This is a genomic window from Microbacterium sp. Y355 (assembly GCF_059445345.1).
The window spans coordinates 2,364,555-2,380,128 of sequence record NZ_JCAIUD010000001.1; the positions used below are offsets into that span (position 1 = coordinate 2,364,555).

The window sequence follows — 15,574 nt, forward strand, 5'->3', positions numbered from 1 at the left end:
ATCGGTAGAGAATGGAGCCGTGTACGTGTCTCTCGAGGTGATCACCGTCATCGTTAGTGCGATTGGAATCGTTCTGACGCTCAGCGCGACGATGCTCGCGGGCTTCAGCTGGTGCGTACGCCGCATCGATGCTGGCGATCAAAGGCTCGGAGAACGCATCGACGCCGTTGACCGAAAGCTCGGAGAACGCATCGACGCCGTTGACCGAAAGCTCGGAGAACGCATCGACGCCGTTGACCGAAGAGCTGAAAAGCGCAGTGACGCGCTCGGCAGGGTCCTGGGCGCGCGCATCGACAATCTCGCCACCGAGATCACTGATCTGAAGATCGCCGTTGCACGATTCGAAGGCCCACAGCGTCAGCTCCACGTCACTGGCCGCTGACCGCACTGCGGCAGGCGAGCCTCGCCCGCGACCTCTAGGCTGAGCACATGGTTGATCGCTCTGAAATCGAATGCTGGCTCACTGACATGGACGGCGTGCTCGTCCACGAGAACGATGCCATTCCTGGGGCTGCTGAATTGCTCGCCGGCTGGGAGAGCAACGGCATCCCGTATCTGGTGCTGACGAACAACTCGATCTTCACTGCACGCGACCTCTCTGCACGCCTCCGCTCAAGCGGACTGCATGTTCCTGAGGACCGCATCTGGACGTCAGCGCTGGCTACCGCGGCCTTCCTGCAGCATCAGCTGCCTGGAGGTTCGGCATTCGTCATCGGCGAGGCCGGGATTCTGACCGCTCTGCACGACGCCGGGTTCATCATGACCGAGACCAACCCTGATTTCGTCGTCGTCGGCGAGACGCGCAACTACTCCTTCGATGCGATCACCAAGGCGATCCGCCTGATCAACAACGGTGCCCGTTTCATCGCGACCAATCCGGATGCCACCGGTCCCAGTGCCGATGGCCCGATGCCGGCAACGGGTGCCATCTCCGCGCTGATCACGAAGGCGACCGGTAAGGAGCCGTACGTCGTGGGCAAGCCCAACCCGATGATGTTCCGCTCAGCTTTGAACAAGATCGGCGCGCATTCCAAGAAGACGGGCATGATCGGCGACCGGATGGACACTGACATTGTCGCCGGCATCGAGGCGGGCCTGCACACCGTGCTCGTGCTCACCGGCATCAGCGATCAGGTCGAGATCCAGAAGTACCCGTTCCGGCCCGAGGAGATCGTGAACTCGGTTGCCGATCTGCTCCCCGAGGCTGCTGCGAGCTGACATGGGCGCACTCGACGAGGGCGAGCGGTTCACGGCAGCGTATGCCGCGGAGGGGAAGAGGCCATGACCCAGCAGGACCTGCTTTTCCTCGTGCTGATCCTGATCGGACTCTCAAGCCTGACCGTGATCATCGTGCAGTTCGTGCGTTCCCACCGCCGCAAGCCCGGCGACGACAGGAAATCGGGCAACTGGTGGGAAGGCCCCTGGGACGAGGACGATCGGCGGCGCTGAGCATCAACGGTGGCTCCCGCGCGATCGACCGCTACCGCAGCACGAAGGCTGCGGCCCCGATCAGCGGACCTTCATCCCCAAGCCCCGAGCGCACCACTCGCGCCAGCCGGGAGTATCCGTGTGCGGCACTGGCCGTGAGCGCGTGCTGCACGAGCTCGATGTAATCGTCTGAGACCCGAGAGAATCCGCCACCGATCGCGATCACGTCGAGGTCGACGAGGGTCGCGGCATCCGCCAGCGCCTCCCCGACTGCACGCGCGGAGCGCTCGATCGCGGCGCGGGCGACAGCATCGCCGGATGCCGCATCCCTGGCGAGATCCTCGCCGGTCGAACCGGTCCATCCCTGCGTCTGCGCCCATGTTGCACTGGCGGGTCCTGACGCGATCTCTTCGAGCGTCAGTCCTCCCTCGCGGCGCACCTGGCCGAGGTGCCCTGCATTGCCGGATGCGCCGGCGATGTACGCACCGTCGACGACGAACCCGCCACCGACGCCGGTGGAGACGACGATCGACAGCGAGGAGCGCGCATCGCGCGTCGCACCGAGCCAAGATTCGGCGAGCGCAAGCGCACCGCCGTCGTGCCCGAACACCGTGGAGACTTCGCGGCCGAAAGCATCGGATGCCGCAGTGCGCACCGCATCCGCCAGAGCGTAGCCACGCGCCTGCGGCATGTTCACCGGGACGATCGTCCCGGTCGCGCGGTCAACGGGGCCGGCGCTTCCGACTCCAGCACCGACAAGGTCCGCACCATCCGGAAGCGCCGCCAGAGCGTGCCGCACAACGGCGGACACCGCCGCATCCAAGCGCTCCGGGGTTGCGGAGCGACCGGTCGCCTGGCGGCTGCGGCTGCCCGCGACCAGCTCGCCGGCGTCAGAGACGAGCGCTGCTTCGAGCTTCGTGCCGCCGACGTCGACGGCCAGTGCATACCGGGTCACTGCGTAGCAAGCCCAAGATCATCGAGGTTGAATGCCGCACGCCATTCAAGGCCCTCGGCTTCGATTGCGGCCTGTGCACCGGTCTTGCGATCGACGATCACCGCGACGGCGACAACCTCCGCGCCTTCACGGCGCAGTACTTCGACGGCCTTGAGTGCGGACTGACCAGTGGTCGAGGTGTCTTCCAGCACGACCACGCGCTTGCCTGCGATATCAGCGCCCTCGATCTGTCGACCGCGGCCGTGATCCTTCGGCTCCTTGCGCACGACGAAAGCGTCCATCGGTCGATCGGTGGCGACCGAAGCGTGCATCACCGAGTTCGCGATCGGGTCGGCGCCGAGCGTCAGGCCCCCTACGGCCACGACGTCGAGGTCGCCGATCAAGTCGAGCATGATCCGACCGATGGCCGGGGCTGCGCGGTGATCGAGGGTGAGCCTGCGCATATCGACGTAGTACGTCGCCTGCTTACCGCTGGACAGGATGAAGTCGCCATGGAACACCGCCTCATCCTTGATGAGGGCGAGCAGGGACTGGCGGTCAGCGTCGAGAGTCACGGCATTAAGTGTAGGGCGCGCTGCCGTCCGACCCCACAACTAGGCTGGATGCATGCGCCTGGCCACCTGGAACGTCAACTCCATCCGCACTCGTGTCACCCGCACCGTCGAGTTCGCCGTGCGAGAAGACATCGATGTGCTCGCGATGCAGGAGATCAAGTGCAAGCCCGAGCAGTTCCCGTACGCGCCGTTTGAGGAAGCGGGCTACCACGTCGAGGTGCACGGGCTGAATCAGTGGAACGGCGTCGCGATCGCGAGCCGCCTGCCGATCACTGACGTCGACACGGCATTCACCGGGATGCCTGGCTTTGCCAAGGGCCATGAAGGACCGGATGCTCCGCTCGAAGCGCGCGCGCTGGGCGTGACGGTCGAAGGGGTGAAGGTCTGGAGCCTGTACGTGCCGAACGGCCGATCCCTCGATGACCCGCACTACGCGTACAAACTGCACTGGCTTGAGGCGCTGCGCCAGCACGCGGCATCCGAGCTGCAGGCGAAGCCCGACCTGCCGCTCGCGCTGGTCGGTGACTTCAACATCATCCCGTTCGACAGCGACAACGGCGACCCTGACATCGTCGAAGGCGTCTCGACGCACGTGTCTCCCGAGGAGCGCGCGGCGTTCTTTGCATTCCAGGATGCCGGCCTCATCGACGTCGTGCGTCCGCTGTTGCCAGAGGGCTTCACCTACTGGGACTACCAGCGCCTGAAGTTCCCCCGCAATGAGGGTGTGCGCATCGACTTCGTGCTGGGCTCCCCCGCGCTCGCAAGCGCCGTGACCGGGGCATCCATCCACCGGGACGAGCGCAAGGGCACCCAGCCCAGCGATCATGTTCCTGTGGTCGTCGACCTCGATTTCGGCGGCGCTGATGAGGACGATGACGACATGCCGATGATCTTCGCGTGAGAGCGCTGCCGCGACTCATCGCCAGCGATCTGGACGGCACACTCCTCAGCGCAGACTCCAGCGTCTCGGCCCGTACGCGCGCCGCGTTGGACTCCGCCAGGGCCGCAGGAATCCACGTGGTGCCCGTGAACGCGCGGCGGGTGTCACCGACCGGTGAGTAGTTCTTCGAGACGATCGAAGTTCTCGTCCATCCCACCGTCGATGCCGCTGGCGAGCACGGCGTCACAGGCCGCCTTCGAGGTGTAGGTCGACACGACGTCAATAGCAGAACGGCCATGATCGAGGTCGACGAAGCGCAGCACCTCGAGCGTGACGTCAATCTCACCCTCGTACTGCCACGAGTGCACGATCGTGCCGGGCTCAACAGAGTGATACGAGCCCCAGAACACGTATTCATCACCACTCGGCGACGGCGAGCACGCCATCGGGTGAACCGTGTCAGTCGGAGCCCATGACGCCTGTGCGCACCGGACCAGGAGCGGGCGCATAGCGCAGGCTCACCACGCCGTTGTCACCGGCCTCCGCGCCGAGCAACGTCAGATTCGCGGAGGTTGCCTCGTCAGGGAACACCCTCTTGCCACGACCGAGCACGATCGGATATACCCAGAGCTGCAGCTCGTCAAAGAGCTGTTCCGCGAGCAGAGTCTGCACGAGATCTACACTGCCGATCACGTGCACGTCACGATGGTTCTCGCGCAGCTGTGCGAGTTCAGTCGCGAGGTCTGCCCCGACGCGCGAGCTTCCCTGCCATTCCAGGTCGATGCCGGCGTCTCGCGAGGCGACGTACTTCGGAACGCGATCGAATAGCTGCCCGATCCAACCCTCCGGTCCCGTCGTGTGGCTCGGCCAGTACGACGCAAAGATGTCGTATGTGCGGCGGCCGAGCAACAGCGCGTCGAGCGTCGACATCCCCTCCAGGACCCACTTCCCCACAGCCTCGTCTGGAACTCCTGCCTGCCAGCCGCCGAAGCGGAAGCCGTCGCTGGCATCCTCCTCTGGGCCACCGGGCGCCTGCGCGACTCCGTCGAGTGTGGTGAACAGATCGATAATGATGCGGCCGGTCATGATGCGACTCCTTGCAGTGCGAATGAAGCGATATGGAAGGTCGCGGCAAAGGAGTCAAGGAGCGACTCTTCGCCGCGGACGACCGCGAGGACGTCCTGCGCGATCGCCTCGGCGGGCGAGATCTCTCCCGCGATCAGGCGGCGGATGCCGGGGCCGGCGACGATCACGGCATCCGGTTCGCCCGCCGGCATCTGCCCTCCGACGGGCGGCGCGGGGGGTGCGATCTGCGAGACAGACAACTCCCCGTCACGCACCCGCGCGCGCAACGCGACATCGCCGACGTGCAGTTCATAGTCGGCATCCGTCGCCCGCTCGGTCTGGAACGCGGTGCGAAGCGCCATCGTCAACGAATCCGCGGTGACGACATCGCCCTCCTGCGGGTCCCCCATCGCCTGGAATCCCCAGCGCCCGAGAGCGAGCATGATCGGCTCGAGAGCACGGCCGTACGGGGTGAGCTCGTACACAAGGCCGCAGTTCTTCAACGGGACCCGGCGCACCACCCCGCCCTCTTGCAGCTCTTTCAACCGTGTGGACAGGATGTTTGTGGGGATGCGAGGCAGGCCCTGCTTGAGGTCGGTGTACCGCCGCGGGCCGACGAGAAGATCGCGGACGATGAGCATCGCCCAGCGCTCCCCGATCAGTTCGACGGCGCTCGTCACGCCGCAGTACTGACCGTAACTGCGCGCGGCCATGTCAGGCCGACTCGACGCCCTGTTCTGCCATGTATGCCTCCGGGCCCTGTTCGGCGGCATCCTCGCTCATGTAGAGGAAGCCGAGAGAATTGCCGTCCGGGTCGTCCAAGTCGCGCGAGTACATGAACCCGTAGTCCTGAGCGGGCTTGGGCTCCGCGCCGCCGGCTGCGAGCCCCTTGGTGAGGATCGCGTCGACGTCCTCCCTGGACTCCTGGCTGAAAGAGACGGAGACCTGAGCGATCTCGTTCGGATCGGCGATCGGCTTATCGGTGAAGGTGGCGAAGAACTCGCGCTTCAGAACCATGAAGAAGATGTCCTCGCTCCAGACGATGCACGCGGCGTTCTCATCGGTGAAGAGCGGATTGATGTCGCATCCGAGAGCCGTGTAGAACGCCTTGCTGCGCTCGAGGTCGGAGGTGGGGAGATTGACGAAGACCTTCGTGGACATACTGACTCCTTTGTCGTATCGGCGGCCGCAGCGGGATCACTGAGCCGATAAAAGGGATGCTTGCAAATAACAACCATGCTTGTCAATAGCAAGCGCGTAACGACCAACGAGTCCGCCGCACGGCGGATGCCCCGGCATCCGCATACCCGTACCGTGGGAGCATGTCCGCATCATCACGCACGCTGACCGCGCGGCAACGGCAGGCCGATGTATTGCTCGCCGTCATCGTGTTCATCAGCGGTGTCATCAGCGCCGCGCTGTCGGCGATCTCTGAGCTCTACGGCGAGGAACAGGCACCACTTTGGCAGGCACTCGTGTATCTGCTCGTGCTCGCCGCCCCGCTCGCGGTGCGCCGCATCTGGCCCGCGCAGGTCGCAATCATCGTCTGCGTCGCCTACTTCTTCGCCGTGACGCTACGCGTGCCGGAGATGTACGCCGGCAACATCGCGATGTTCATCGCGTTGTACACGGTGGGCGCGTGGATGGCCAACCGTCGAGCGGCAATGATCGTGCGGGTGTCGATCATCGCCGGCATGTTCATCTGGCTGTTGTTCACGATGTACCGCGACGCGATTGACACCGCGCGCGAGGAGGAGATCGTCGCGGGCGCCATGTCGCCATACCTCGCGTTCATGATGTTGCAGCTGCTGCTGAACGTGCTCTACTTCGCTGGCGCGTACTACTTCGGCGAGCATGCATGGAAAGCCGCGATGGAGCAGCAGGCCCTCGAGCAGCGCACGAAAGATCTGGAACGCGAGCGCGAGGTCACCGCTGCACAGGCCGTTGCACTCGACCGGGTGCGTATCGCCCGCGAGCTTCACGACGTCGTCGCGCATCACGTCTCTGTCATGGGCGTGCAGGCAGGGGCCGCGCGCATCGTGCTCGATCAGGATCCTGCGCGATCGAAGCAGATCCTCTCCAGCGTCGAGGAATCGGCGCGCGAGGCCATCAGCGAACTACGGCATCTGCTGGAGACTCTGCGCTCGAACGGAGATCACGAGGATGCTGCCTCCACCGTCTCGCTCGCCGATATCGTCCAACTCGTCGCGGCATCGAATGGCGCTGGCCTGCCGACCGAGTTCACTATCGTCGGCGATGAGCGGCCTGTGCCGTCGGTCGTGCAGGTAAACCTGTACCGGATCGCGCAGGAGTCGCTCACAAACGCCCGCCGCCATGCTGGCGTCGGAGCTACGGCCGATGTGCGTCTGCGCTACACGACAGTCGGCATCGAGCTCGAAGTGATGAACACCGGCCGCGCGGTGATCGCACCCCGCCCGGGAATGGGACAGCTGGGCATGCGCGAGCGCACCCTGGCCTCGGGTGGCACGATTGAATCTGCACCTCGCGAGCGCGGAGGCTGGCGCGTGCGCGTGCAGGTTCCGTTGGCCGCGCACGCTGAACTGGCAGGAGCCTCCGCATGACCGACCCGATCCGTGTTCTCCTCGTCGACGATCACGCCATGCTGCGCGCCGGGTTCCGCACCATCCTCGATATCCAGCCTGACATCACCGTGGTTGGCGAAGCGTCGACCGGCGCTGAGGCGGTGGCCGCCGCATCCGCACTGAAACCCGATGTCATCAGCATGGACGTGCAGATGCCCGACATGGACGGCATCGAGGCGACCCGTCTCATCGTCGCCGACCCGGATGTGCACGCCGCAATCGCGATAGTGACGACCTTCGATCGTGACGACTATCTGTTCAGCGCTCTGGATGCCGGAGCCAGCGGTTTCCTGCTCAAAAACGGCGGCCCAGAGGATCTGGTCGCCGCGGTGCGCGTACTGGCTGCTGGCGACGGCATGCTGGCACCCGAAGTGACCAGGCGCGTCGTACAACGGTATGCGACGGGCGACGGGGCTGTGGCCCTGGCATCCGCTCCCGCGCTCGACCTGGTCGAGCCGCTCACTGATCGCGAGGCGGAGGTTCTCGCGCTCCTATCCGAGGCGATGAGTAACGCTGAGATCGCCGCATCGCTGTTTATCGGCGAAGCCACTGTGAAGACGCACGTCTCACGGGTGCTGCAGAAGCTCGGCGCCCGCGATCGCGTGCAGGCGGTGGTGCTGGCGCTGCGGCATGGGTTGGCGTGAGCAGCCCCACTGGCGCGGGAAGGAAAACCTGGCCAACCCCGCGCCGGAAGCCCGGTTTTTAATCTCCGTACGTCGGCCGCGGCGATGGACGCCCGTAAACGACGGATGCCCCGCGGCACAGGGCCACGGGGCATCCGATCACGCAAGAATGCTTAGGCGTTTACGAGCTCAGCGGAGTGCTGCACACGCGAGATGAGGCCGTTGAATGCCTCGAGGTAGCCGACGAGGAAGCCTGCCGTGCTGTCGTCAGTGACCTGGCCGTCTTCGGTGAAGAGGCCCGGGCGGTCCTGGATGAAGCCCTCAGGCTGACCCATGGTGACCGCGTTGAAGTGGCCGAGGATCGCGCGCAGGTGCTGCTGCGCAGCGGCGGTCGCGACACCCGAGCCTGAGGCGCCGATCACGGCAACGGGCTTGCCGAAGAACGACATCTCGCCGTAGGGACGGGTCGACCAGTCGAGGGCGTTCTTGAGCACGCCGGGGATGGAGCGGCTGTACTCAGGGGTGACGATGATGACGCCATCAACGTCAGCGATGGCCTTCTTGAAGTTGGTGGCGACCTCGGGGAAGCTGCCGTCGAAGTCAGGGGAGTAGAAGGGCAGGTCCTTGATCGAAATCTCCACGAGCTCGACACCCTCTGGAGCGAGGTTCGTCAGCACCCGTGCCAGGCGGCGGTTGATGGAGGTGCTGGAGATGCTGCCGACGATGTATCCGATGGTGCGAGTCACTGGTATTCCTTCTGTTTCGAGATCAGGCTGAGCCGTTTGCGGTCTCAAGTGGTCAACGACCGCAAGAGATATTGTATTCCCGTGCATGCAATCAGTTCCCTGTGAGTGCCGTCTCGCGCTACCCTCACCCCTATGACCGACGCCCCAGCCCCGCTGTCTCGACCGGTCATTGCGGGCATCGTCACCGCACTCGTAGGCTTCACCAGTTCATTCGCCGTCGTGCTCACCGGGCTCGACGCCGTCGGGGCGACTGCCGCTCAGGCCGCCAGCGGACTGCTGGTCCTCAGCATCACGATGGGGTTGGCCTGCGTCATCCTTGCCTGGCGATACCGGATGCCAATCACCGTCGCCTGGTCGACGCCAGGTGCCGCACTTCTTGCTGCGACCGGAATGGTCGAAGGCGGATGGCCCGCGGCCACTGGCGCCTTTCTGATGGTGGCAGCGCTCACTCTGCTCGCCGGGGTCTGGCCGGGGTTCGGCCGACTTATCGCGCGGATTCCGGCATCCATCGCCCAGGCAATGCTCGCGGGAGTACTGCTCCCGCTGTGTCTCGCCCCGATCGCCGGGATCGCTGAGAACCCGTGGGGCGTGATTCCGGTGGTGCTCACCTGGCTGATCTTCGCCCGGTTCGTGCCGCGCTGGGCGGTGCCGCTGGCATTCGTCGCCGCAGCCATCGTGGTCGGCGTGGAACTGATCCGCAGTGGGGCCACAGTGGATGCCGGGCTCCTCATCCCCCGCATCGAGCTCGTCGCCCCCACCTTCACCGTCGGAGCACTCGTCGGCATCGCGCTGCCGCTTTTCATCGTGACGATGGCCTCGCAGAACGTGCCGGGCGTCGCGATCATGCGCAGCTACGGCTACGAGGTGCCGTGGCGTCCGGCGATGTTCGTCACGGGCATCGGCACAGCACTCGGCGCACCGGCAGGCGGTCACGGCATAAATCTCGCCGCGATCAGCGCTGCGCTCGCCGCAGCCCCAGAAGCGGATCCAAACCCGAAGCGCCGTTGGGTGGCTGGCGTGTCGACGGGCTTCTCCTACATCGTCCTCGGCGGCTGCGCGGCAGCCTTTTCGACGCTCGTGATCCTCGCCCCCGCCGCAGTGATCCCCGCCGTTGCCGGTCTCGCGCTCTTTGCTGCGTTTGGCTCGTCGGTGCAGCAGGCTGTGGCAGAACCCGCAGAGCGGATGCCAGCCGTCGTCACCTTCCTCATCGCGGCATCCGGCCTCTCGTTCGCCGGAATCAGCGCCGCATTCTGGGCGTTGCTGGCCGGCCTTCTCGTGCGCATAATCCTGACGCCGCTCCGGCGCTGAGCGGGAGCTGGCGGGACAGTAGACTGGACATGCCCGCCTTCCCGCGACATCTGGAGCCTTCAATGCCCACCATCGTCGTCGACGTCATGCCCAAGTCTGAACTGCTCGACCCGCAGGGGAAGGCCGTCTCCGGCGCGTTCGCACGCCTCGGTGTGACCGACTTCAGCGACGTCCGCATCGGCAAGCGCTTTGAGCTCAAGGTCGATGGAGAAGTGACCGATGCCGTGCTCGCCGAAGCGAAGAAGATCGCCGATGAGGTGCTCTCGAACTCTGTGATCGAGGATGTCGTCGGCATCGAGGTCGTCCAGTGACGGTCCGCATCGGAGTCATCACCTGGCCAGGGTCGCTGGATGACCGCGACGCCCAGCGCGCCGTGCGTCTCGCCGGCGCCGAGCCGGTCGCACTCTGGCACGGTTCCCACGATCTTGAGGGCGTGGATGCACTCGTCCTGCCCGGCGGCTTCAGCTACGGCGATTACCTGCGCTCCGGCGCGATCGCTGCACTCTCGCCGATCATGGCCGAGGTCAAGGATGCCGCAGCCAAGGGCATGCCAGTGCTCGGCATCTGCAACGGCTTCCAGATGCTCGTCGAGGCGCATCTGCTGCCCGGCGGCCTGATCCGCAACGACCACCAGAACTTCGTGCGCCGGGATCAGAAGCTGATCGTCGAAGACACGACCTCAGCCTGGACCAATGAGTTCAGCCAGGGCCAAGAGATCATCATCCCGTTGAAGAACGGCGAGGGCGGCTACGTCGCTTCAGAGGACACCCTGGATCGCCTCGAGGGTGAGGGCCTAGTGGCCTTCCGCTACGCGGGGGTCAACCCGAACGGCTCGCTCCGCGACATCGCCGGAGTCCGCAATGAGGCCGGAAACGTCGTCGGTCTCATGCCGCACCCCGAGCACGCCACCGAGCCTGGCTTCGGCCCCGACACCGCTAACGCCATGCGTAGCGGCATCGACGGCCTTGCATTCTTCACGAGCGCGATCGCCGCAGTCAGCCGCGTCGCCGCGTAATCTGTCCACGCCCGGGGCGAATGCCGCGGCATCCGCCTGTTACATATGTCGGAACCTGTTACACCTGTCGGACCTTTCTCCAGAAGTGTCCGACAAGTGCAACACCCTCCTGCAGGCGTAACACGGCAGAACTAGATGCCGGCCGGCGGCCACACACCAATCAGCACGGCCATGATCACGACGGTGACGAGCTCGTGTGCGATGTTCAACGTGGTGAGAGACGTCGGACGCCCTTCGAAGGCATCATGCGTGATGAACCGGGCGGCGGTGAACCCCGCCCACAGCAGGATCGACGTCACCACGGCCGCGGTGAAGAACGACCCCTCGTAGAAGTGCCAAGCGATGGCGGATGCTCCGGCAAGCACCCATGCCGTCACGAAGCTCACGAGAACCGTGGTGATGATCGGCCACAAAGCACCTCGGGCTGAGCCTTCCATATCGACCTTCGCCAGCCTCGCCCACCTCGTGCCGAACACCTTCGGTGTGTACCAGATCGACCCGACGACCATGCTTGAGAGCATGGCCAACAGCACCGCCCAGTAGTTGATCTCCGGAATCATGGTTCCTCCTCGAGAATCTGTGCGACTGAGCGTCGCCGTTGTCGCCGAGAGTACTCCCCCGCCCCGTTCGCGATCGATAGGCCCGCGGTGATCGATAGGCTGAAGGTGTGAGTCTCTTCGTCACCGTCCCCACTGCCCGCCTCGCCGAGAACATCGGCGCGCTGCCCGATGGAGTGGAACTCGAGGTCTGGGACATGAAGTCGCCTGCACCTCGCGAGCGCATCGACCTCGCGGTGACGCCCTACATGGGCGGCACGCAAGACCTCGGCTCCCTCGGCGGCCTCGACATCGGCCTCGTGCAGAGCCAATCGATCGGGTACGACGGTGTGGTGGATATTCTTCCCGCCGGCATCCCGTTCGCGAATGCCGCCAGTGTGCATGAGACCTCCACCGCCGAGATCGCCCTGGCGCTGACGCTCGCAGCGCAACGGCAGTTCCCGCGGTTTGTGCTCGCCCAGCAGCACGGCGAGTGGTCACCGGTGTTCGCCGAGAGCCTGGCCGACCGCAAGGTGCTGCTGGTTGGATTTGGCGGCGTCGGCGAAGCGATCGCCGTGCGGCTCGAGCCGTTCGAGGTCGAATTGACCGTGGTCGCGCGCACCGCTCGCCCGGTGTGGCACGAGCGCCTCGGACGAGTGCAGGTGCACGCGATCGATGAGCTGCCCGCGCTGGTGAAGGACGCCGAGATCGTCATCCTCGCGCTTCCCGGCGGAGCCGAGACACACCACCTGTTCGATGACACGCTCCTCGCCCTGATGCCCGACGGCGCACTGCTCGTAAACGTCGGGCGCGGCACGCTCGTCGACAGCGACGCGCTCGTGCGTCAGGATGGGCGCATCCGCGCAGCGTTGGACGTCGTCGATCCCGAGCCGCTCCCGGCGGAGCATCCGCTCTGGAAGACTGACGGCGTACTCATCTCGCCGCACGTTGGCGGCGCGTCCAGCGCGATGAACCCGCGCATCGCGCGCCTGATCCGCAAGCAGATCGAGCGGATGCTGCGCGGCGAAGCTCCCGTCAATGTCGTCATCGGCGACTGATCACCGAACCGATTCGATCGGGCGCTCTAGCGTTTCTGTAAGCGCTTGCAGTAGGCTCGTCGCATGACAGAGCTTGAGCAGTCCGCCGCGCCCGGTTCCGAGTGGTGGCGCAGCGCCGTGATCTACCAGATCTACCCGCGTTCATTCGCCGATGCCTCCGGCGACGGAATCGGCGACTTGCCTGGCATCACCAGCCGTCTCGACGCGCTGCAGGATCTCGGCGTCGACGCGATCTGGTTGAGCCCGTTCATGACGAGCCCGCAGAAAGACGCCGGCTATGACGTCGCCGATTACCGTGACGTCGACCCCATCTTCGGCAATCTTGCCGACTTCGACGAGATGCTCGAGCAGGCTCACGCTCGCAGCATCCGGGTCATCGTCGACCTCGTTCCTAACCACTCCTCCGACCAGCACGTCTGGTTCCAGCAGGCACTGAAGGCAGCGCCTGGCAGCCCAGAGCGTGCACGCTACATGTTCCGCGACGGCAAGGGCGAGAACGGCGAGCTGCCCCCGAACAACTGGGAGAGCGTCTTCGGCGGTGGCATGTGGGAGCGCGTGACCGAGGCCGATGGAACCCTCGGACAGTGGTATCTGCACATCTTCGACCCGTCACAGCCCGACTTCGACTGGACCAACGAAGAGGTCCGCGAGGAGTTCCGCTCCGTCCTGCGTTTCTGGCTCGACCGCGGTGTCGACGGATTCCGAGTCGATGTCGCGCACGGCATGATCAAGGCCGACGGACTACCCGACTACACGCCTCCGGCCGATGCAGGCTCGATGGGCGGCGTGGACGATGTGCCGTACTGGGGCCAGGACGGCGTCCACGACATCTACCGCGACTGGCACAACGTGCTCGCCGAGTACGACGGAGAGCGCGCGCTGTGCGGCGAGGCCTGGATGCCAACGCTCGAGCAGACCGCACTCTGGGTGCGTCCGGGCGAGATGCACCAGACGTTCAACTTCCCGTACATGATGACCGAGTGGGATGCCGAGCGCATTGGCGGCGTCATCCGCGATTCGCTGGAGCAGTTCGGCGATGTTGGCGCGCCCAGCACGTGGGTGCTTTCCAACCACGACGTCATCCGCCACGCCTCACGCCTCGCGCTCACGGCCGACAGCCCCCAGGGCGACGGCATCGGCCCGCTCTCTCCCGGCAAGCCCGACCAGGCGACCGGTCTTTCGCGCGCGCGCGCTGCGACCACCGTCATGCTCTCGCTCCCCGGCTCGTCATACCTCTACCAGGGTGAAGAGCTCGGACTCCCCGAGGCCATGGAGATCCCCGACGAGTTCCGTCAGGACCCGACCTGGTTCCGCACGGGCGGCAAGCGCTATGGCCGCGACGGCTGCCGCGTGCCGATCCCGTGGGAAGCGGATGCTCCCGCTTTCGGCTTCAACGACACCGGCGACGCCTGGCTGCCACAGCCGGCCGAGTGGGCGACGTTCGCTCGCGATGTCGAGGAGCCGAATGCAGCCTCTACCCTCAACCTCTACAAGGCACTGCTGCGCCTGCGTCGCGAACGCGCACTCGGCACCGGCTCGCTGGTGTGGGAAGACCTCGGCACGGACGCTGTCGCATTCCGTCGCGGCGACCTGCACGTGGTGGCGAACCTGGGCGATGCTCCGCTCGAACTCGGTGAAGGCGTGACGTTCGTCGTGCAGAGCCAGGCGTTCGACGGCACTGCGCTGCCCACGGACACCGCCGCCTGGTATCTGAAAGCCTGACCGCGGCGCATGGTCAGTATCGATGAGGTTGCGCAACTGGCCGGGGTCTCCACGGCAACGGTTTCGCGCGCGCTCAGCGGTCGCGGCTATGTGTCAGCAGCATCGCGTGAGCGAGTCCACGTAGCCGCGCAGTCGCTCGGCTACGTGGTCTCCTCACGCGCATCGAGCCTCGCGTCCGGCCGAACCAGGAACATCGGCGTCGTCGTGCCGTTCCTTGATCGCTGGTTCTTCAGCACCGTGCTCTCCGGAGTCTCCAGTGCCCTGATGCGCCATGGCTACGACATCACGCTCTACAACATCACCGCGGATGAGGACGCCCGCAAGGACGTATTCGAAACTGCGCTGCGCAGGCAGCGAGTGGATGCCGTGATCGCGGTGTCGATCGAGCTCGACGAGGCAGAGACCGCGCGGCTGCTCGCCCTTGGCCTGCCTGTCATCGCGATCGGTGGCCCGAACCCGAAGCTCGACACCCTCACCGTCGATGATTTCGCCCTCGCCCAGCTCGCCACCGAGCATCTGCTGGGCCTCGGCCACACTGAGATCGCGCATATCGGTGCGAACCCGGAGTTCGACATCGACTTCCACATCCCCACCAACCGTCGACTCGGTTTCGAGAAGGCATTGGCGGATGCCGGGATCACCCCGAAACCCGCCCTGCTCGAGCCAGCGGACTTCACTGTCGAGGGTGGCTATCGCGCCTGCAAGCAGCTGCTTGGGCGTCCGGGGGGCCGCCCAACCGCCGTGTTCGCGGCATCCGATGAGATGGCGGTCGGCGCCATCCTCGCCGCGCGCGACCTCGGCTACCGCGTGCCCGAAGACCTGTCGGTGGTTGGTATCGACGGCCACGACCTGGGTCGTGTCTTCCGCCTCACCACTGTCGATCAGTTCCCCCTCAAGCAGGGTGAGCGGGCAGCGGATGCCGTGCTTGCCAGGTTGAGCGCGGATTCCGACGCGCCCCAGGAGCATGAGGCACTGCCTTTCGAACTCATCGTCCGCGGGACGACAGCGCGGCGCTGACGCAGCCTCCTCCGCCGCGTCCCCGCGCCGCGCATCCCGAAATCAGGACGTTGTTCCGAGATCA

At 65.5% G+C, this 15,574-nt stretch carries 21 protein-coding genes; 13 read left to right on the forward strand and 8 right to left on the reverse strand.

Annotated features, from left to right (window positions below; genetic code table 11):
- Positions 1–19: 19 nt before the first annotated feature.
- The 3 genes from AC1C2O_RS11290 to AC1C2O_RS11300 all read left to right on the forward strand — a co-directional run bounded on the left by AC1C2O_RS11290 (position 20) and on the right by AC1C2O_RS11300 (position 1,449).
- A complete protein-coding gene (locus AC1C2O_RS11290) occupies positions 20–382 on the forward strand; it encodes a hypothetical protein (protein ID WP_495430528.1) in 363 nt (120 codons plus the stop codon).
- A 47-nt stretch (positions 383–429) separates the two neighbouring features.
- Positions 430–1,218, forward strand: coding sequence for an HAD-IIA family hydrolase (locus tag AC1C2O_RS11295; RefSeq protein ID WP_495430529.1), 789 nt, complete (start codon positions 430–432; stop codon positions 1,216–1,218).
- 63 nt (positions 1,219–1,281) lie between these two features.
- Positions 1,282–1,449: a hypothetical protein gene (locus tag AC1C2O_RS11300; RefSeq protein ID WP_495430530.1), complete on the forward strand. Its 168-nt coding sequence runs from the start codon at positions 1,282–1,284 to the stop codon at positions 1,447–1,449.
- A 31-nt stretch (positions 1,450–1,480) separates the two neighbouring features.
- Here the strand turns inward: AC1C2O_RS11300 and AC1C2O_RS11305 are convergent, their stop codons facing one another.
- Both AC1C2O_RS11305 and pyrE read right to left on the reverse strand, forming a co-directional pair.
- Positions 1,481–2,383 carry an ROK family protein gene (locus AC1C2O_RS11305; RefSeq protein ID WP_495430531.1) on the reverse strand — a complete coding sequence of 301 codons (903 nt, stop codon included), beginning with the start codon at positions 2,381–2,383 and terminating at the stop codon, positions 1,481–1,483.
- On the reverse strand, positions 2,380–2,937 hold the full coding sequence (gene pyrE, locus AC1C2O_RS11310; RefSeq protein WP_495430532.1) for an orotate phosphoribosyltransferase: 558 nt from the start codon (positions 2,935–2,937) through the stop codon (positions 2,380–2,382). The genes AC1C2O_RS11305 and pyrE overlap by 4 nt, the downstream gene beginning before the upstream one ends.
- A gap of 52 nt (positions 2,938–2,989) precedes the next feature.
- Here pyrE and AC1C2O_RS11315 point away from each other — a divergent pair, with 52 nt between their 5' ends.
- Together AC1C2O_RS11315 and AC1C2O_RS11320 are read left to right on the forward strand one after the other, a co-directional pair.
- Positions 2,990–3,838 carry an exodeoxyribonuclease III gene (locus AC1C2O_RS11315; RefSeq protein WP_495430533.1) on the forward strand — a complete coding sequence of 283 codons (849 nt, stop codon included), beginning with the start codon at positions 2,990–2,992 and terminating at the stop codon, positions 3,836–3,838.
- Positions 3,835–3,999, forward strand: a complete 165-nt coding sequence (locus AC1C2O_RS11320; RefSeq protein WP_495430534.1) for an HAD family hydrolase — start codon at positions 3,835–3,837, stop codon at positions 3,997–3,999. Before AC1C2O_RS11315 ends, AC1C2O_RS11320 begins: the two co-directional genes overlap by 4 nt.
- On the opposite strand, the gene AC1C2O_RS11325 is transcribed toward AC1C2O_RS11320, so the two are convergent.
- Genes AC1C2O_RS11325 through AC1C2O_RS11340 form a run of 4 tightly spaced genes read right to left on the reverse strand, consistent with a single transcriptional unit; the run spans position 3,982 to position 6,043 of the window.
- Entirely contained in the window at positions 3,982–4,263 is a 282-nt protein-coding gene (locus AC1C2O_RS11325; protein ID WP_495430535.1) for an SRPBCC family protein, read from the reverse strand. The two genes, AC1C2O_RS11320 and AC1C2O_RS11325, sit on opposite strands and share 18 nt — an antisense overlap.
- Positions 4,264–4,276: 13 nt before the next feature.
- Positions 4,277–4,903 (reverse strand): dihydrofolate reductase family protein, encoded by a 627-nt coding sequence (locus AC1C2O_RS11330; protein WP_495430536.1) that lies wholly within the window; start codon positions 4,901–4,903, stop codon positions 4,277–4,279.
- Complete coding sequence (locus AC1C2O_RS11335) at positions 4,900–5,595, reverse strand: winged helix-turn-helix transcriptional regulator (RefSeq protein ID WP_495430537.1); 696 nt, start codon at positions 5,593–5,595, stop codon at positions 4,900–4,902. The genes AC1C2O_RS11330 and AC1C2O_RS11335 overlap by 4 nt, the downstream gene beginning before the upstream one ends.
- Position 5,596: 1 nt before the next feature.
- On the reverse strand, positions 5,597–6,043 hold the full coding sequence (locus tag AC1C2O_RS11340; RefSeq protein ID WP_495430538.1) for a VOC family protein: 447 nt from the start codon (positions 6,041–6,043) through the stop codon (positions 5,597–5,599).
- A 161-nt stretch (positions 6,044–6,204) separates the two neighbouring features.
- On the opposite strand from AC1C2O_RS11340, the gene AC1C2O_RS11345 reads away from it, so the two are divergent.
- Positions 6,205–7,464, forward strand: coding sequence for a sensor histidine kinase (locus AC1C2O_RS11345; RefSeq protein ID WP_495430539.1), 1,260 nt, complete (start codon positions 6,205–6,207; stop codon positions 7,462–7,464).
- Positions 7,461–8,129, forward strand: coding sequence for a response regulator (locus AC1C2O_RS11350; RefSeq protein WP_495430540.1), 669 nt, complete (start codon positions 7,461–7,463; stop codon positions 8,127–8,129). The genes AC1C2O_RS11345 and AC1C2O_RS11350 overlap by 4 nt, the downstream gene beginning before the upstream one ends.
- A gap of 152 nt (positions 8,130–8,281) precedes the next feature.
- Here AC1C2O_RS11350 and AC1C2O_RS11355 read toward each other — a convergent pair whose 3' ends face one another.
- Positions 8,282–8,860 carry an NADPH-dependent FMN reductase gene (locus AC1C2O_RS11355; protein WP_495431729.1) on the reverse strand — a complete coding sequence of 193 codons (579 nt, stop codon included), beginning with the start codon at positions 8,858–8,860 and terminating at the stop codon, positions 8,282–8,284.
- 126 nt (positions 8,861–8,986) lie between these two features.
- Here AC1C2O_RS11355 and AC1C2O_RS11360 point away from each other — a divergent pair, with 126 nt between their 5' ends.
- From AC1C2O_RS11360 to purQ, 3 genes are all read left to right on the forward strand, one after another.
- Positions 8,987–10,162, forward strand: a complete 1,176-nt coding sequence (locus tag AC1C2O_RS11360) for a benzoate/H(+) symporter BenE family transporter (RefSeq protein WP_495430541.1) — start codon at positions 8,987–8,989, stop codon at positions 10,160–10,162.
- A 62-nt stretch (positions 10,163–10,224) separates the two neighbouring features.
- Positions 10,225–10,473: a phosphoribosylformylglycinamidine synthase subunit PurS gene (purS, locus tag AC1C2O_RS11365; protein ID WP_495430542.1), complete on the forward strand. Its 249-nt coding sequence runs from the start codon at positions 10,225–10,227 to the stop codon at positions 10,471–10,473.
- Positions 10,470–11,177: a phosphoribosylformylglycinamidine synthase subunit PurQ gene (gene purQ, locus AC1C2O_RS11370; protein WP_495430543.1), complete on the forward strand. Its 708-nt coding sequence runs from the start codon at positions 10,470–10,472 to the stop codon at positions 11,175–11,177. Before purS ends, purQ begins: the two co-directional genes overlap by 4 nt.
- 131 nt (positions 11,178–11,308) lie before the next feature.
- Here purQ and AC1C2O_RS11375 read toward each other — a convergent pair whose 3' ends face one another.
- Positions 11,309–11,737, reverse strand: a complete 429-nt coding sequence (locus AC1C2O_RS11375; protein ID WP_495430544.1) for a DUF1761 domain-containing protein — start codon at positions 11,735–11,737, stop codon at positions 11,309–11,311.
- A 107-nt stretch (positions 11,738–11,844) separates the two neighbouring features.
- On the opposite strand from AC1C2O_RS11375, the gene AC1C2O_RS11380 reads away from it, so the two are divergent.
- The 3 genes from AC1C2O_RS11380 (at position 11,845) to AC1C2O_RS11390 (ending at position 15,510) form a co-directional block, all read left to right on the forward strand.
- Positions 11,845–12,771, forward strand: a complete 927-nt coding sequence (locus AC1C2O_RS11380) for a 2-hydroxyacid dehydrogenase (RefSeq protein WP_495430545.1) — start codon at positions 11,845–11,847, stop codon at positions 12,769–12,771.
- 63 nt (positions 12,772–12,834) lie between these two features.
- Entirely contained in the window at positions 12,835–14,493 is a 1,659-nt protein-coding gene (locus AC1C2O_RS11385) for a glycoside hydrolase family 13 protein (RefSeq protein ID WP_495430546.1), read from the forward strand.
- Positions 14,494–14,502: 9 nt separating this feature from the next.
- Complete coding sequence (locus AC1C2O_RS11390; protein ID WP_495430547.1) at positions 14,503–15,510, forward strand: LacI family DNA-binding transcriptional regulator; 1,008 nt, start codon at positions 14,503–14,505, stop codon at positions 15,508–15,510.
- The last annotated feature ends 64 nt before the right edge of the window (positions 15,511–15,574 follow it).

What these genes read in the sequence shown, in the direction of transcription:
- AC1C2O_RS11295 (WP_495430529.1), top strand. Translation starts at nt 430, where the DNA reads ATGGTTGATCGCTCTGAAATCGAATGCTGGCTCACTGACATGGACGGC.
- AC1C2O_RS11300 (WP_495430530.1), top strand. Translation starts at nt 1,282, where the DNA reads ATGACCCAGCAGGACCTGCTTTTCCTCGTGCTGATCCTGATCGGACTC.
- AC1C2O_RS11315 (WP_495430533.1), top strand. Translation starts at nt 2,990, where the DNA reads ATGCGCCTGGCCACCTGGAACGTCAACTCCATCCGCACTCGTGTCACC.
- AC1C2O_RS11325 (WP_495430535.1), bottom strand. Translation starts at nt 4,263, where the DNA reads ATGGCGTGCTCGCCGTCGCCGAGTGGTGATGAATACGTGTTCTGGGGC.
- AC1C2O_RS11330 (WP_495430536.1), bottom strand. Translation starts at nt 4,903, where the DNA reads ATGACCGGCCGCATCATTATCGATCTGTTCACCACACTCGACGGAGTC.
- AC1C2O_RS11335 (WP_495430537.1), bottom strand. Translation starts at nt 5,595, where the DNA reads ATGGCCGCGCGCAGTTACGGTCAGTACTGCGGCGTGACGAGCGCCGTC.
- AC1C2O_RS11340 (WP_495430538.1), bottom strand. Translation starts at nt 6,043, where the DNA reads ATGTCCACGAAGGTCTTCGTCAATCTCCCCACCTCCGACCTCGAGCGC.
- AC1C2O_RS11345 (WP_495430539.1), top strand. Translation starts at nt 6,205, where the DNA reads ATGTCCGCATCATCACGCACGCTGACCGCGCGGCAACGGCAGGCCGAT.
- AC1C2O_RS11350 (WP_495430540.1), top strand. Translation starts at nt 7,461, where the DNA reads ATGACCGACCCGATCCGTGTTCTCCTCGTCGACGATCACGCCATGCTG.
- AC1C2O_RS11360 (WP_495430541.1), top strand. Translation starts at nt 8,987, where the DNA reads ATGACCGACGCCCCAGCCCCGCTGTCTCGACCGGTCATTGCGGGCATC.
- purS (WP_495430542.1), top strand. Translation starts at nt 10,225, where the DNA reads ATGCCCACCATCGTCGTCGACGTCATGCCCAAGTCTGAACTGCTCGAC.
- AC1C2O_RS11375 (WP_495430544.1), bottom strand. Translation starts at nt 11,737, where the DNA reads ATGATTCCGGAGATCAACTACTGGGCGGTGCTGTTGGCCATGCTCTCA.
- AC1C2O_RS11385 (WP_495430546.1), top strand. Translation starts at nt 12,835, where the DNA reads ATGACAGAGCTTGAGCAGTCCGCCGCGCCCGGTTCCGAGTGGTGGCGC.
- AC1C2O_RS11390 (WP_495430547.1), top strand. Translation starts at nt 14,503, where the DNA reads ATGGTCAGTATCGATGAGGTTGCGCAACTGGCCGGGGTCTCCACGGCA.